The organism is Mesorhizobium sp. WSM4833 (genome assembly GCF_055811095.1).
In genome coordinates, this window is record NZ_JBVVQG010000024.1 from 46,425 (window position 1) to 59,523 (window position 13,099).

The following is a 13,099-nucleotide window of genomic DNA, read 5'->3' on the forward strand; positions in this document are numbered from 1 at the left end:
GGCTCCCCTTTCCAGGAACCGATTCATTCCGCCAGCAGCGGCTCGGCCGAAGGATCTCCGCGCCGAAGACGCAGTTTCACCAGGGCCACCAAAGCGGGATAGCGGACCAGCGCCGTCGCCTGGTCATTGCTTATGACATCCAGAGCCTCGGCGGCAGCTTCGTTCCAGTATCCCTGACGCAACAACAACTGTGCCCGAACCCCACGCATATAGTCACGCCAAGTCGCCAGATCGTTGTCGACGCAATAGTCGATGCCGCGATCGAGGAAGGATTGAGCCTGGCTGTAGCCCAATTGGTTGATCTCGCCACAGGCGCAATTGGTGAAGGCACGCGCGGCGTGCTCCTGAAAATTCTGCTCCAGCGCGATTTCAAGGCTGCGGGCGAGATGCAGCCGGCTGCTGGCCAGATCCAGCCACTGCTCGGCGGCGCCGACATTGTTGAGCGCGTGACAAACGACATCCTGCCGGTCCAGCTGCTCGGCAAGCTCGATCGCCCTGCCGCCCAGCGACAGGGTCTCGTCGAGCCTCTCGGCCAGCATCGCCAGCTGCGAAAGGTTCGAATAGGCCATGGCAAGTTCGGCACTGGCGGGAACTGCCTCCAGCAACGCGACCGCCTGGGCGCCGAACAGGTCGGCTGCCGGGCGGTCGCCCAACAGATAGGCGAAGCGCGATAGCCACCTGAGGCTGTCGCCTTCCTTCAGCGTGTTGCCAAGCGCCTTTTGCAACGCGCGGGCTTGTTCCTGCGCCTTGATGGCCTCGTCAATGCGGGCGATCAAGTGACACTCGAAGGCATACTGCTCGTAAAGTCCGGCGCGTTCTTCCACGGGCAAGGTGTCGGCCTGCCGCAAGGCGACCTCATAGTAGCCGGCGGCGTCGCGATGGGCGCCGACACGCGAAGCCTCGCGCGCGGCGATCGGCGCGAATTCGCGCACCGCCTCGAAATTGTGCGCTTCCACGGCGTGATGGACCAGGCGTGCGGTGGCGACGCCGCCATTTTCAAGCAGCGCCGACAGCGCGCGCTGGTTGAACAGTCTCCTGTAACTTGTCGTCAGCATCATCTCGATGGCGCGGCGTGCGATTTCATGGCGGAAGGCATAGCCATCGCCCAGATCGTCGAGCAGCCCATTCGACACACATTCCGCCAGCTGTCCGGCGCTGGCGACGCCGCACAGGCCCTGCAGAGCCCAAGCATCGGCCCGCCTGGGAAACACCGACACCGCGTCGAGCATCGAGCGGGCACCGGCGGACAGCCGTTCGGCCCGCGCCACAACGGCGTCCCGCACGCTGGCCGGTGGCGTCATCTCATTGTCGGCGCACAGGAGCTCGGTGACGAAGAAGGCATTGCCGGCGGTGACCCGGTAGATGGCGTCGCCATCGCGGCCGGCAGCGCTGGCGAGCGACAGGACGGCCGCCTCGCTCAACAGCGGCACGTCGATGCGGGCAACGTTGCCCGACGGAATTTCACCCAGCGCCCGGCGCACACGCGCCTGTCCTTCGCTGCGGTCGGTGCGCGCCGTCAACAGGACCAGGATGTGGGTGTTGGCGATGCGCCGGCCAAGAAAGCGGACGAAATCGAGCGTCGCGTCGTCCGCCCAATGCAGATCCTCGATTACCAGAAGCGTCGGCTGGGTCCTTGTCTCGAACACGTCGAGGGCACCGGAGAACAGTGGCAGCCGCTGACCCTGCCTAGCGTCGATCGCCTGCGGCATCGCCCATTGCGCCTCGCGGGCGAGGTCATAGAGCGGCCCGAGCGGATCGGGGATCGACAGGTCCTCGCAGGCGCTGCGCAAGATGCGCGTAGCCTTGGCCGCGCCGGCGACGAAGGCCTCGACCAGTGCGGTCTTGCCGGCGCCGGCCTCGCCCGACAACGCCACCACGCTGCCGCGACCACGCGCGGCTTCGGCGAGAAGTCCGTCCAGCTGCTCCAGCTGTGTCTGCCGTTCCAGAAGCATGATCATCCGCTTTTCGTGATCCGGGTCGCTGCCGCACCCCGCTTTCGTCAGGCAGGATAGCGCGGCCCGGTATCGGCTTTGTGGCTCCAGCAGTGAACGCCGTTAACATGGGGAATCGTCCCACGAAACATAGGGAAAGGTTCCGATGCGCGCCCCTGGCGAGCGTGATCAATGTCCTCCGCGCTCAAAACCGGGCGTGAAACAGCAAAGGAACCTGATATGCCTCGCTATGTGGTTGAACGTACATTTCCCAACGGCCTCAGCGTGCCGGTGAACGATGCCGGCGCCGATGCGCTGGGCGGCGTCATCATGCGCAACGCGGAGAAAGGCGTGACCTGGGTGCAGTCCTTCGTCTCGCCCGACAAGAAGCAGAGCTTCTGCATCTATGACGCGCCTTCGCCGGAAGCGATCCGCAGCACGGCCCAGAAAAACGCGCTGCCTGTCGACAAGATCACGGAGGTGCGGGTTCTTGACCCTTACTTTTACCGTTGACCCGATCGATGAGCATCAAACTGCCCTTCGCGGCGACGGCAGCGTGCCTGACGAATCGTTCAGCGGGCCGTCGGCGGCGTCGAGACCCGTCGGACGAGACCCGTTACCGGGCCGGGCTTTCTGGCGGCTGGCCTCGCTGCTGTTCGCGCCATTGCGCAAGAGTCGGCGTCGATTGCCTCCGCAGGACGATTATCTGAGACGCGACATCGGCCTGCCGGAGCTCGAGGGGCTGCCGCACTACTGGGACTTCACCCGGTACCAATGATGCGTGCAGCCGAGATCCGACGTCGCAGCGGGAGCGGCTGCTCCCGCGCGCCATCAACAAGGAGGAGAGAACATGAACATCCATCTGTGGACCAAACACCTCATCAACCTGTCGATCCTGTCGATCGCGGCCACCGCGGCCAATGCTCACAACGCTGGCGCGCTGGACGAGAAGGTGCGGGCAGCCAACAGCCGCTTCGAGAACGTGGCGATGGCGACGGCCGAGGGCTATGCGCCGATCCCTTGCGCCAGCGGCATCACCGGCGGCGCCATGGGCATCCACTATGTCAATGCCGGTTATCTGAAGGACGATGCGGTCGAACTCGCCAAGCCCGAGGCGGTGATGTACGAGCCGATGGCAAACGGCAAGCTGAAGCTGGTGGCCGTCGAGTACATCACCTCGAAAGGTCCGGCTTCGCTGGGAGGGCAGCTGTTCAATTTCGACAGCGCGCCCAACCGCTACGGTCTAGGCCCGTTCTATGAACTGCATGTCTGGGCCTGGAAGAAGAACCCGGCCGGCACCTTCGCCGACATGAACCCGACTGTGTCGTGTGACGCGATGAAGGCCATGTAGCCGGCAGAGGCGGGGCGGCTGAGTGCGCAAATCTCCCCCCGCGAGGGGGAGATTGCGCATTCTCAGTTGCTTGCCGCCAGCACCAGCACCGGCTTCTCGCTGTAGAGCGTCGGGAACAGGGCCTTCAAGTTCGCCACCTTGGGCAGGTCGTTGTAGACGATGTAGGGATAGGTCGGGTTCAGCGTCAGGAAGTCCTGATGATAGTTCTCGGCCGGATAGAAGGTCTTGCCGGTTTCCAGCGTGGTGACGATCGGCTCCGGGAACACCTTGGCCTGGTCGAGCTGGGCGATGTAGCTTTGCGCGATCTTCTTTTGGGCATCGTTTTCGGCGAAGATCGTCGAGCGGTACTGCGTGCCGGAGTCCGGACCTTGGAAATTCAGCTGGGTCGGGTTGTGGGCGACCGAGAAATAGACCTGCAGCAGCTGGCCGTAGGTCACCTTCGACGGATCGTAGGTGATCTCAACGGATTCGGCATGCCCGGTACGGCCTGAGCCGACCGTCTCGTAGACGGCGGTGTCCTTGTCGCCGCCGGTGTAGCCGGAGACGGCCCTGGTCACGCCCTTGACGTGCTGGAACACGCCCTGCACGCCCCAGAAACAACCGCCGGCGAAGATTGCCTTTTCAGTGCCGGTGGCCGCCTTCTCGTCGAGTGCCGGCGGCGGGATCTTCACCGCGTCCTCGGCCGAAACCGCCGGCGTCAGCCAGAAGGCGGCGCCAGCGGCGGCCAGCGCAAGAACGGCGAGCGCGCTGCGGAAGACGTTCGACGATTGTCTGATGACTGGTTTTTGAATGTCGGTCATGGCTTGAGCTCCTGTGACGTCCATCATGTGGAGTCTATTGGATAAGATACGATCATGCGACGGGCGAGTTGCGGCCGAAGCCTCACTTTCACGTGCATCCGGCTTCGGACCCGCGGGACCGAAGCCGGAAACAGCACCGCCTTTACTTGGCCGGAGCCATCGCATCCGTTGCCGGCTTCATGGCGTCAGCCGCCGGCTTCATGGAATTGGTGGCCATCGGGTCGGCAGGCTTCATCGCACCCGTTGCAGGTTTCATGGCGTCTGCGGCCGGCTTCATCGCATCCGCGGCCGGTTTCATGGCATTTGCAGCCGGCTTCATCGCATTGGTCGCGTCGTCGGCACGGGCGATGCCGCCGGCAAACAGCGCCGTCGAGCACAGAGCGAGAGCGAGCGCCGGCAGCGTCAGGCGGGAAGTGGTCATGATGGTCTCCTTGGGGTTGGTCGGTCGTTGAAGGCGCGTCCTCTTGACGGCCGTGCTATGCGGCGCCGCTCCATGCGGCGTTGCGCAATTTCTTGTCGAAGCGCGATCTAGTCGGTCGCAGCAGCCAGGATCGGTCCGCCACCGGGCGACTGCACGAGCACGGCGGTGCTCAGGCCGCCGGATGCGGCGGGCAGCGGATACGTCGCGGCCGCGCCGGTCCAGCTGCCGAGGTTTTCGAGCGCATGCACGACATTGGCGTGCGGCAAGGTGCGGCCGGTGTTTTCGCCGCGCGCCACAGGCACCTCGACGACGCCCTTGGCATAGCGCACCAGCCAGACATCGGCGCGGCCGCCAGGTGCGGCGCCGGCGCCGATGCTGATCCTGCCGCCATCGAGCGACAATGCCGGGCCGCTTGCCCGGCCGCTCGCCGCAATCAGCTTTTCGATTTCGCCGGGTGCGGCACCGACGACATCGGCATGGCCGTTGACCACCACTTGCGGCGTGAACGGCCCGTCATGGCCGAGCGCCGGCTCGTAGCTGACCTGGCGCTGGGTGAATTCCTGTTTTCCGAAGATATCCTTCCAGCCGAGATAGTCCCAATAGGTGACGTTGAACGACAGCGCCAGTACGCCCGGCTGGTCCTTGACCTTGATCAGATTGGCGTTGGCCGGCGGGCAGGACGAGCAGCCCTGGCTGGTGAACAGCTCGACCACGCTGAGCGGCTGGGCGGCGGCCGCACCGAGCGACGCTGCCAGCGCAATCGCCGAGAGGCTGGGCATTTTGATGAACGTGTTGGACCCTGACATCGGCTTGCTCCGTGGGCGGCGGCGCCTGGAAGCACCGCAGATATCCCCACTTCGCCGCTGTCGGCGCCTTCGTTACAGCGCTCACCGGTTTGTGATCGGGCCGCAGGCGTTCTTCCCTTCTCCCCCTGTGGGAGAAGGTGTCGCCGCAGGCGACGGATGAGGGGTGTTCCAGGGAAAGCCAACGTCTCACTCCGCTGGAACACCCCTCATCCGTCTCGGCGCTACGCGCCGATCCACCTTCTCCCACAGGGGGAGAAGGGAAGAACGCGCCCCTACCGCCAAGGCTGTAGGCTGGTATCCCGCACATAGGCGATGATGGTATCGCAAACGGCGTTCATGTCTTTCAGAACGTCATCGTTCCAAAAGCGCAAAATGCGAAAGCCTTTCTCTTCCAGGTGAGTTTTGCGGACGCGGTCAGACTCCAACTCCGCATGCTGGCTGCCATCGATCTCGACGACCAAGCCTGCTTCGAAGCAGACGAAATCGGCAATGTACTTTCCAATGGGAACCTGGCGCCGAAATTTTATCCGGTCGAGCCTGCGGTCGCGCAGTTCATGCCACAGCCGGTCTTCCGCTTCCGTCATTACACACCGGAGCGAACGGGCGAAGCTTCGTTTGGCTGGCGGGACAGGTTGATGCGGCATGGCTTAGATTAGCCGGCTATTGCGCTCCGTCCAGCACCCCTCATCCGTCTCGGCGCTACGCGCCGATCCACCTTCTCCCGCAAGGGGAGAAGGCAAGAGGAGCAGCATCTACTGCGTCAGCCGCGTGTTGTTGGGCCGCTTGTTGAAGTCGCATTTGCCGGTCACGTTGTAGAAGAAGTCGGCGTTGCTGACGGGCGCCGGGACTTTGTTGCCGCCGTCTTCCCAGGCCTGGTAGGCTGTCGCGCCGCAAGGCACGAGGCCGAAGATATCAACGATCTGGCCGGTCGCCATCTCGTTGTAGTCGATAGCGCCCGTCTGGTCCGATTTGAGGCCGCTGTAGAGCCTGTTGGACGTGGTCGGATCGTTCGACATGAGCTTGCTTGGGTTGCCCGATGGCACATCCATCTGCAGATAGAGGCCGGCCATCTGGCTGACATTGATCTGCGCGCCGGCGCCATCGGCGGGATACATCGTATCGACGCAGTAATATTTCGTCTGGAACCCGTCGGTCAGGATCACCGCGCCAGCGGGCGTGCTGGAATCGACGAGCTTGCAGACCTGCTTCTGGGCCACCGTGGTGACCGTCTTGCCGGCTGAATCGGTGGTGAGAACGCTGACGGTCGTGGTGCCGTAGCCTTTCGGATCGCCAGTCTTGCCATAGGCATAGTCGATCGTCATCAGCGGCTTGCCCGCTGCGGCACCGAACATCGTGCCGTAGAGCGTCATTTTCTTGTTCCAGTAGCCCGACACGCCGGTGACCTTGAAGGTGGCCTCCACCAAAGCCGGCGCCTTGTTCACCGCCGACGTAACGCCGACTGCCACCGAAGGAATCCTGGCGATCTGCATGAACACGGTCGGCATGGCGAAACTTGCCGAGGCCTGCGCGGTGGCGGTGCCGTTGGCGCTGACGTCGAAGCTGTTCAGGGTCGCTGCGCCCCGCCCGCCGTTTTCTCTGTAGGTATCCTGGAGCATCACCTGGCGCTGCGGCTTCGTCGAGGCCGTATCCATCGTGGTGATCGACAGGATCGCGGCGTCGAGTGCCGCCTGCTCGGTCGACCTGGTCTGGACAGCGGAGGTGTAGTCGACGGAAAAGCCGATCGCGGTGATCAACGGTATCATGGCAAGAATGAGTATCGGTGCGAACGAGCCGCTCCGCGACTCGATAAAACTGCCTGCAAGCCCCCGCATGCCTTCGTCCTTACATCAGATATTTCCCTCCGCTAACATCCCGTTCGCAAATTATGCTCTAACGGGCTTGGTTAAAATTTATAGATTTTTCGCGAAAAGCGCGAAAAAGGCGACAGGTGCCCGTGCTGCCTGCTCCGGCAAAGGCGCACAGCTTGCTCGGGCAAGCCACCCCTGCTAAACGCGCGCCATGAGCACGCCCCTCGACCACATCCGCAATTTCTCCATCGTCGCCCATATCGACCATGGCAAATCCACGCTTGCCGACAGGCTGATCCAGCTGACCGGCGGGCTGGAGCTGCGCGACATGAAGGAGCAGGTGCTGGACTCGATGGACATCGAGCGCGAGCGTGGCATCACCATCAAGGCGCAGACGGTGCGGCTGAAATACCGCGCCAACAATGGCGAGGACTATATCCTCAATTTGATCGACACGCCCGGACATGTCGACTTCGCCTATGAAGTGTCGCGGTCGCTGGCCGCCTGCGAGGGTTCGCTGCTGGTGGTCGACGCCTCCCAGGGCGTCGAGGCGCAGACGCTGGCCAATGTCTACCAGGCGATCGACAACAACCACGAGATCGTCGTGGTGCTGAACAAGGTCGACCTGCCGGCCGCCGAGCCCGAGCGCATCCGCGAGCAGGTCGAGGAGGTGATCGGCATCGACGCTTCCAACGCCGTGCTGATCTCGGCCAAGACCGGCCTTGGCATTCCGGATGTCCTGGAGGCCATCGTCCACCAATTGCCGCCGCCGCGCGAAGGCGACGCCACGGCGCCCCTGAAGGCGATGCTGGTCGACAGCTGGTACGACGCCTATCTCGGCGTCATCGTGCTGGTGCGCGTCATCGACGGCGTGCTGAAGAAGGGCCAGACCATCCGCATGATGGGCACCGGCGCCAAATATCTGGTCGAGCGCACCGGCGTGTTCACGCCGGCGCGCATCAATGTCGAGGAGCTCGGCCCCGGCGAGTTCGGCTTCTTCACCGGCTCGATCAAGGAAGTGGCCGACACCCGCGTCGGCGACACCATCACCGAAGACAAGCGCGCCACCGCCAAGGCGCTGCCCGGCTTCAAGCCGGCGCAGCCGGTGGTGTTCTGCGGCCTGTTCCCGGTCGACGCCGCCGATTTCGAGGATCTGCGCGCCGCGGTCGGCAAATTGCGCCTCAACGACGCCAGCTTCTCCTTTGAGATGGAGACCAGCGCAGCGCTCGGCTTCGGCTATCGCTGCGGCTTCCTTGGCCTCTTACATCTCGAAATCATCCAGGAGCGGCTGGAGCGCGAGTTCAACCTCGACCTGATCGCCACGGCACCGAGCGTCGTTTATCGGCTGGCTCTGACCGACGGCTCGATGAAGGAACTGCACAACCCGGCCGACATGCCCGACGTGGTGAAGATCTCGGCGATCGAGGAGCCCTGGATCCGCGCCACCATCCTGACCCCCGACGACTATCTCGGCGGTATCCTGAAGCTCTGCCAGGACCGGCGCGGCATCCAGGCCGACCTGTCCTATGTCGGCAAGCGCGCCATGCTGATCTACGATCTGCCGCTCAACGAGGTCGTCTTCGATTTCTACGACCGGCTGAAGTCGATCTCCAAGGGCTACGCCTCCTTCGACTACCACCTGACCGACTACCGCGAGGGCGACCTCGTCAAGATGTCGATCCTGGTCAATGAGGAGCCGGTCGACGCGCTGTCCATGCTGGTGCACCGCACGGCGGCGGAAAAGCGCGGAAGGCAGATGTGCGAGAAGTTGAAGGAGCTGATCCCGAACCACCTGTTCAAGATCCCGATCCAGGCGGCAATAGGCGGCAAGGTCATCGCGCGGGAAACCATCTCGGCGCTGCGCAAGGACGTGACCGCCAAATGCTACGGCGGCGACGTCTCGCGCAAACGCAAGCTGCTGGACAAGCAGAAAGAAGGCAAGAAGCGGATGCGCCAGTTCGGCAAGGTGGATATCCCGCAGGAGGCGTTTATCCAGGCGCTGAAGATGGGGGATTGAGAAGCCGGTTGGCGCGCCAGAAACTTAAAGTTTCTCCCAATTGTCGCCCCACGTTTCGGCCATAACTATCGGAGTAGTGTGTTCCATTTCGGCAAAAATCTGTTTGAAAGTTGCAGCCTCTCTTACAGAGTCAATGAGTAGTCCGATTCCGCAATACCTGTAAACTCTAACATCATCACCTCGCCGCGTGTTAGCCCGATTCAGGCGAGCGGTGAAGGCCATGCTATTGGTAACCACTATTCTACTCTTTGATAACAAAGATGCGCGCTTTGCCCGTCTCGTGATCCACGGGCCCGTTATTCCTGTTGGATCAAAGGTCCAACAGGTCGATTTATCGAATATTGGAGCGTTGATCCAGTCTGCTTGAATATGTGTAAAAAGCCAATCTCCCGGGACGTTCGCGCTCACATCGGCACAGATTAGATTTATGATTCGTCCGGCATAAGCGAGATCGAATACGATTAGTTCTTCGCCGAGTTCTATGTTCTCATATAGTACATCTGCGTCCACCCCGAGATCAATGTCCAAGCCAAACCGCTCTATCTGACTTCGATCTAGGTCCCAAGAAAAAATCTTGGATTGCCTGAACAGCTCGCGCCCAGTCGCATCAAAGATAGCGACGAAATTTTGGCTCGAATTTAGGGAATTGTCACCAGGAGAACACCTAGAAAGTCCGACAAATATGTATTTTATGCTTGGTAGCTCTGATGTTGTTCTGGTATAATTTCGAGCCCTCGCTATTATCTCCTTTTTTAGCCAGATAATCTCTGATTCGTCGATCGCACACTCAGGGAATATCAAAAAGGACACCTTTTCCGAGAACGCTTTATCTAGAATCGACGTAATTCGTCTCCTCTCTACGAGCGACCTTATGCAGTACCTTGTCCTTTTATCAAACAATATGATCTCAGCGTCGGCTTCGCTCTCCAGAAGTGGGGCGATCCCAATTTTATTGCTGGTGTCCGGCACGGGCATCGTCAATGCGTCTGACCAAATATCAAAAGCGTATTTGAGGCTAACGCATCGCTCGGGACTTTTGTCGCCGTGCAGATTTTGGATCGGAAGGCTTGAAGGCAGGAAAGCCGTAGCCTCCAGAAGTGTGCGCAATAGCATTGGCCGCCCCTCAACCAACAGCGGTACAGGAGGATCCATACCTAGAACGGGGTCCGATCCATCCCATTCCTCTGGCCTACCCAAGCTGCGGCCCCAAGCAGAGCCTGGTATTACAGCGCCGCCCGTTGACGAGCCAAACAGCTTCTCTATGACCAATCTATCCTCGGCCAGGGCATGATCTTCAAGCTTTGGCAGTGGATGCGGATTCTCTCTGAAAACCAACGGGAGATGCCATCGGTCAAGCGACTGCAGCGCACGGACGCAGATAAGAAAATCTTCAAAGCTTGAGGGCGGAGGAACTGGCCAACCCGTAAAGCCTCGCAGAGCAAGATCCACAACCACAGGCCCATCAAGGGTCCATTCTTCCAAATCGTAGGTGGAGTCAGACTCTTCTATGAGCCTATTGGTCGCGTCATTAAGCCAAATTTCCAGGTCCTCGCTAGAGGGGTTGTTCGAGCACTCCACCTCGAACAGCGCACTCGCGATAGCCGCTAGGGCGTCAGAAGGCGTTTTGGGGCGCGCCGCTGGCCTCGCAATGTCAATTGACGTCAATTGATTCCCATCCTACATATTGCGCGGTGTCGGACTTTACGAAATCACGTCACGCAGGTGTCAGTATTGAAAAATATCACTTCGATCGAGCGCTTCAGCAAATTGCTTGTGGATGCAATGGACCGGAATGACTGGGCCGATGCCAGCAGTAGTCGCGACAGGTTAAAGGCTTTATTGCTAGACGCCCTGTTGTCTGGTGAGTCCCAAGATATCGCTCTGATAGAGGAAGCCTTTGGGCGCGCTCGCGCTAAACTTGTGTTTGAACGAGATATAAATTTAGACATCGGGCTTGACGCCACCGCTTGGATGCTTGCGTCCGATCTTGCAACCGCACGGCTAGCTCGACGAATTCGACCGTTTTTACCCAGACCAGAGATTGAGACCTCCGTGAGTGACAGGATTCTTGCGGCGATAAAGTCAAGCAATCACAATGGTATTAGTAATTCTGATATTCAAGAGAAAACTGGACTCCGCGCAGAGACTGTGACCCGGGCGTTATCTAACCTCCGAGCCAGAGGGTTAGTTAAATCCCGTAAAGTGGGGAGACTGAAGATTAATCAGATAGTAGATAATGAGGGAGCCAGCTTAACGCCTATTGGTGTAAGATCTATCCTACTGAAGCAACAAAGGGCACCGAGTTCCCGCAGTTTTTTTAACGAGAATTTATTTAGTAAGATACAGGAGTCAGCTCCTAATGCAGCATTTTCTAGTACTGTCGATAACAGTTACTATGCAAAAGAGATAAATAAATTCGAGCCGGCTGAATCAGTTGAGCTACCGACTCCTAGTCCTGCTGCACGAAATAGTAACGCTACGCCGAGCAGCGCAATGCAGCCAAATAACTTTAAATCATTTTCTAATGTTACTGACTAAGGATCTTGGATATGGCTGACACCGATACCAGCGCGGGTGTTGAAATCGAGAGCTCTTATGCGGAAACCGTCGCTACGTTGCTCCAGGATTTGGGCTATCGCGCCAAATTGGAAGCCGAAGCTGGAATAATAAAATCTGCAGCGGGCGGTTACAAAGTAACTATATACCCACATTCAGATGAGTCAATTTCTAATATGAGCAATATCCAATTTCGAGTTAGTGTGTTCGGAGCCGATACCGGCGTGACTCTGTCACATGTTAATAAATATAATTCGACATTTCGATTTTCGAAGTTATATCTTGATGATGACGATGACATAATTTTGGAGTTGGACTTCTTTTTCGATCAGTTTTCAAGTAAAGCGAAGGCTCGACTAGAAGCTATTATAATGCTTGTCGAATCTTGTATCATAGAAACGCGCAAGCTTATCAACGAAGCCTCTGAGGGCAGGGATGTTAAATCCCCTTAGGTCGGTTGATAGTATCCGACATCGCGTCGTCGTTGCTGCAATGTTCGGCTCTCGGCATTTAAGGTGCCATCAACAGAGGGCCAATTGTCGTGCCGCTTTGCCCCTTCGGTATCCCTAGCCTGGCTCGGGGAGAAATCATATGCGCACCACTTCAGACACCATCGCCTCCCTCGGCCTCGCTATCGGCGGCGCCTTCGGCCTGGCCGGCACCTTCGTCGCCAGTGCTCCACTGCGCGAGACGCTCTGGACGATCGACGGCGCAGCCCTCGTGGTCGCGACCGCGCTGTTGACGATGAAATACCAGCGGCTGGGCAATGACTGCGTCGCTGCCGGGTTCCTGACCTTCCTGGCCGGCGAAACCCTGCTGATGGCGGGCAATGCGGCGGGGCTGGAGGCCAGCGTGCCTTCCTATGTCGGCGGCATCTCGCTTTGGGCGGCGGCACTGGTCATGATCAGCGCGCCGAAGACATTCGCCCTGTGGATGCGGCTCGCCGCGCTCGTGGCGGCCGTGCTGTTTGTCGTCTCGGCTTGCATGATTATCTGGGGCGCGCCCTTGCTGCCGACCTCCGCACCGCTGCCCGCCGCCGGCTATCCGTTCCTGGTGCTGACCTTTGCCGGCTGGATCTGGACGCTGCTGAAGCCGGCCCGGTGAGGCTTTGTCCGCTTGCGTACCAAACGTCCGGCCTGGTTGATCGGGCATCGGCGGGGCGGTAAAAAATCCGGGCGGCGGACCCAGGTTCGCCAGTGGCCGGCGCGGGCTCAGGCAACTGCCTCACCGGCATTCGCGCCGGCCATTTTCAACCCGTCAGATGATCGCAGCGATCCACCGGCTAGCCCTGCACTTGAAGGGGCGCTGACGCTTCTGACCTTCTCCCCTTGTGGGAGAGCGACTATCTGGGGTGTCAAGTTGCACTCGCGAACTCGTTGCGCGCATCGCGTGCTTTTGCATTGAGGATG

Annotated in this window: 14 protein-coding genes; 7 read left to right on the forward strand and 7 right to left on the reverse strand. The window is 60.1% G+C overall.

Annotated elements, in window-relative coordinates:
* Positions 1-23 precede the first annotated feature (23 nt).
* Positions 24-1,958: an ATP-binding protein gene (locus AC0L2D_RS30275; RefSeq protein ID WP_473543844.1), complete on the reverse strand. Its 1,935-nt coding sequence runs from the start codon at positions 1,956-1,958 to the stop codon at positions 24-26.
* A gap of 213 nt (positions 1,959-2,171) precedes the next feature.
* On the opposite strand from AC0L2D_RS30275, the gene AC0L2D_RS30280 reads away from it, so the two are divergent.
* The 3 genes from AC0L2D_RS30280 to AC0L2D_RS30290 all read left to right on the forward strand — a co-directional run bounded on the left by AC0L2D_RS30280 (position 2,172) and on the right by AC0L2D_RS30290 (position 3,282).
* Positions 2,172-2,444 (forward strand): DUF4242 domain-containing protein, encoded by a 273-nt coding sequence (locus tag AC0L2D_RS30280; protein ID WP_013528685.1) that lies wholly within the window; start codon positions 2,172-2,174, stop codon positions 2,442-2,444.
* On the forward strand, positions 2,422-2,709 hold the full coding sequence (locus AC0L2D_RS30285) for a hypothetical protein (RefSeq protein WP_082827512.1): 288 nt from the start codon (positions 2,422-2,424) through the stop codon (positions 2,707-2,709). The genes AC0L2D_RS30280 and AC0L2D_RS30285 overlap by 23 nt, the downstream gene beginning before the upstream one ends.
* 72 nt (positions 2,710-2,781) lie before the next feature.
* Positions 2,782-3,282, forward strand: coding sequence for a hypothetical protein (locus AC0L2D_RS30290; RefSeq protein ID WP_473543846.1), 501 nt, complete (start codon positions 2,782-2,784; stop codon positions 3,280-3,282).
* A 62-nt stretch (positions 3,283-3,344) separates the two neighbouring features.
* Here AC0L2D_RS30290 and msrA read toward each other — a convergent pair whose 3' ends face one another.
* From msrA to AC0L2D_RS30315, 5 genes are all read right to left on the reverse strand, one after another.
* Positions 3,345-4,082 (reverse strand): peptide-methionine (S)-S-oxide reductase MsrA, encoded by a 738-nt coding sequence (msrA, locus tag AC0L2D_RS30295; RefSeq protein WP_473543848.1) that lies wholly within the window; start codon positions 4,080-4,082, stop codon positions 3,345-3,347.
* 142 nt (positions 4,083-4,224) lie between these two features.
* Positions 4,225-4,503, reverse strand: a complete 279-nt coding sequence (locus tag AC0L2D_RS30300) for a hypothetical protein (RefSeq protein ID WP_224619062.1) — start codon at positions 4,501-4,503, stop codon at positions 4,225-4,227.
* A 107-nt stretch (positions 4,504-4,610) separates the two neighbouring features.
* Positions 4,611-5,309: a DUF1223 domain-containing protein gene (locus tag AC0L2D_RS30305; protein ID WP_473543850.1), complete on the reverse strand. Its 699-nt coding sequence runs from the start codon at positions 5,307-5,309 to the stop codon at positions 4,611-4,613.
* A gap of 272 nt (positions 5,310-5,581) precedes the next feature.
* Positions 5,582-5,953, reverse strand: a complete 372-nt coding sequence (locus AC0L2D_RS30310) for an endonuclease domain-containing protein (RefSeq protein ID WP_473543852.1) — start codon at positions 5,951-5,953, stop codon at positions 5,582-5,584.
* A gap of 108 nt (positions 5,954-6,061) precedes the next feature.
* Positions 6,062-7,141, reverse strand: a complete 1,080-nt coding sequence (locus AC0L2D_RS30315; RefSeq protein WP_473543854.1) for a TadE/TadG family type IV pilus assembly protein — start codon at positions 7,139-7,141, stop codon at positions 6,062-6,064.
* 187 nt (positions 7,142-7,328) lie between these two features.
* On the opposite strand from AC0L2D_RS30315, the gene lepA reads away from it, so the two are divergent.
* Positions 7,329-9,134 carry a translation elongation factor 4 gene (lepA, locus tag AC0L2D_RS30320; RefSeq protein WP_013528692.1) on the forward strand — a complete coding sequence of 602 codons (1,806 nt, stop codon included), beginning with the start codon at positions 7,329-7,331 and terminating at the stop codon, positions 9,132-9,134.
* A 24-nt stretch (positions 9,135-9,158) separates the two neighbouring features.
* Here lepA and AC0L2D_RS30325 read toward each other — a convergent pair whose 3' ends face one another.
* A complete protein-coding gene (locus AC0L2D_RS30325; RefSeq protein ID WP_473543856.1) occupies positions 9,159-10,799 on the reverse strand; it encodes a hypothetical protein in 1,641 nt (546 codons plus the stop codon).
* A 66-nt stretch (positions 10,800-10,865) separates the two neighbouring features.
* Between AC0L2D_RS30325 and AC0L2D_RS30330 the strand changes: the two genes are divergently transcribed.
* The 3 genes from AC0L2D_RS30330 (at position 10,866) to AC0L2D_RS30340 (ending at position 12,794) form a co-directional block, all read left to right on the forward strand.
* Complete coding sequence (locus tag AC0L2D_RS30330; RefSeq protein WP_473543858.1) at positions 10,866-11,672, forward strand: helix-turn-helix transcriptional regulator; 807 nt, start codon at positions 10,866-10,868, stop codon at positions 11,670-11,672.
* Positions 11,673-11,683: 11 nt separating this feature from the next.
* Entirely contained in the window at positions 11,684-12,142 is a 459-nt protein-coding gene (locus AC0L2D_RS30335) for a YbjN domain-containing protein (RefSeq protein ID WP_473543860.1), read from the forward strand.
* A gap of 139 nt (positions 12,143-12,281) precedes the next feature.
* Positions 12,282-12,794 carry a hypothetical protein gene (locus tag AC0L2D_RS30340; protein ID WP_473543862.1) on the forward strand — a complete coding sequence of 171 codons (513 nt, stop codon included), beginning with the start codon at positions 12,282-12,284 and terminating at the stop codon, positions 12,792-12,794.
* Positions 12,795-13,099: the final 305 nt, after the last annotated feature.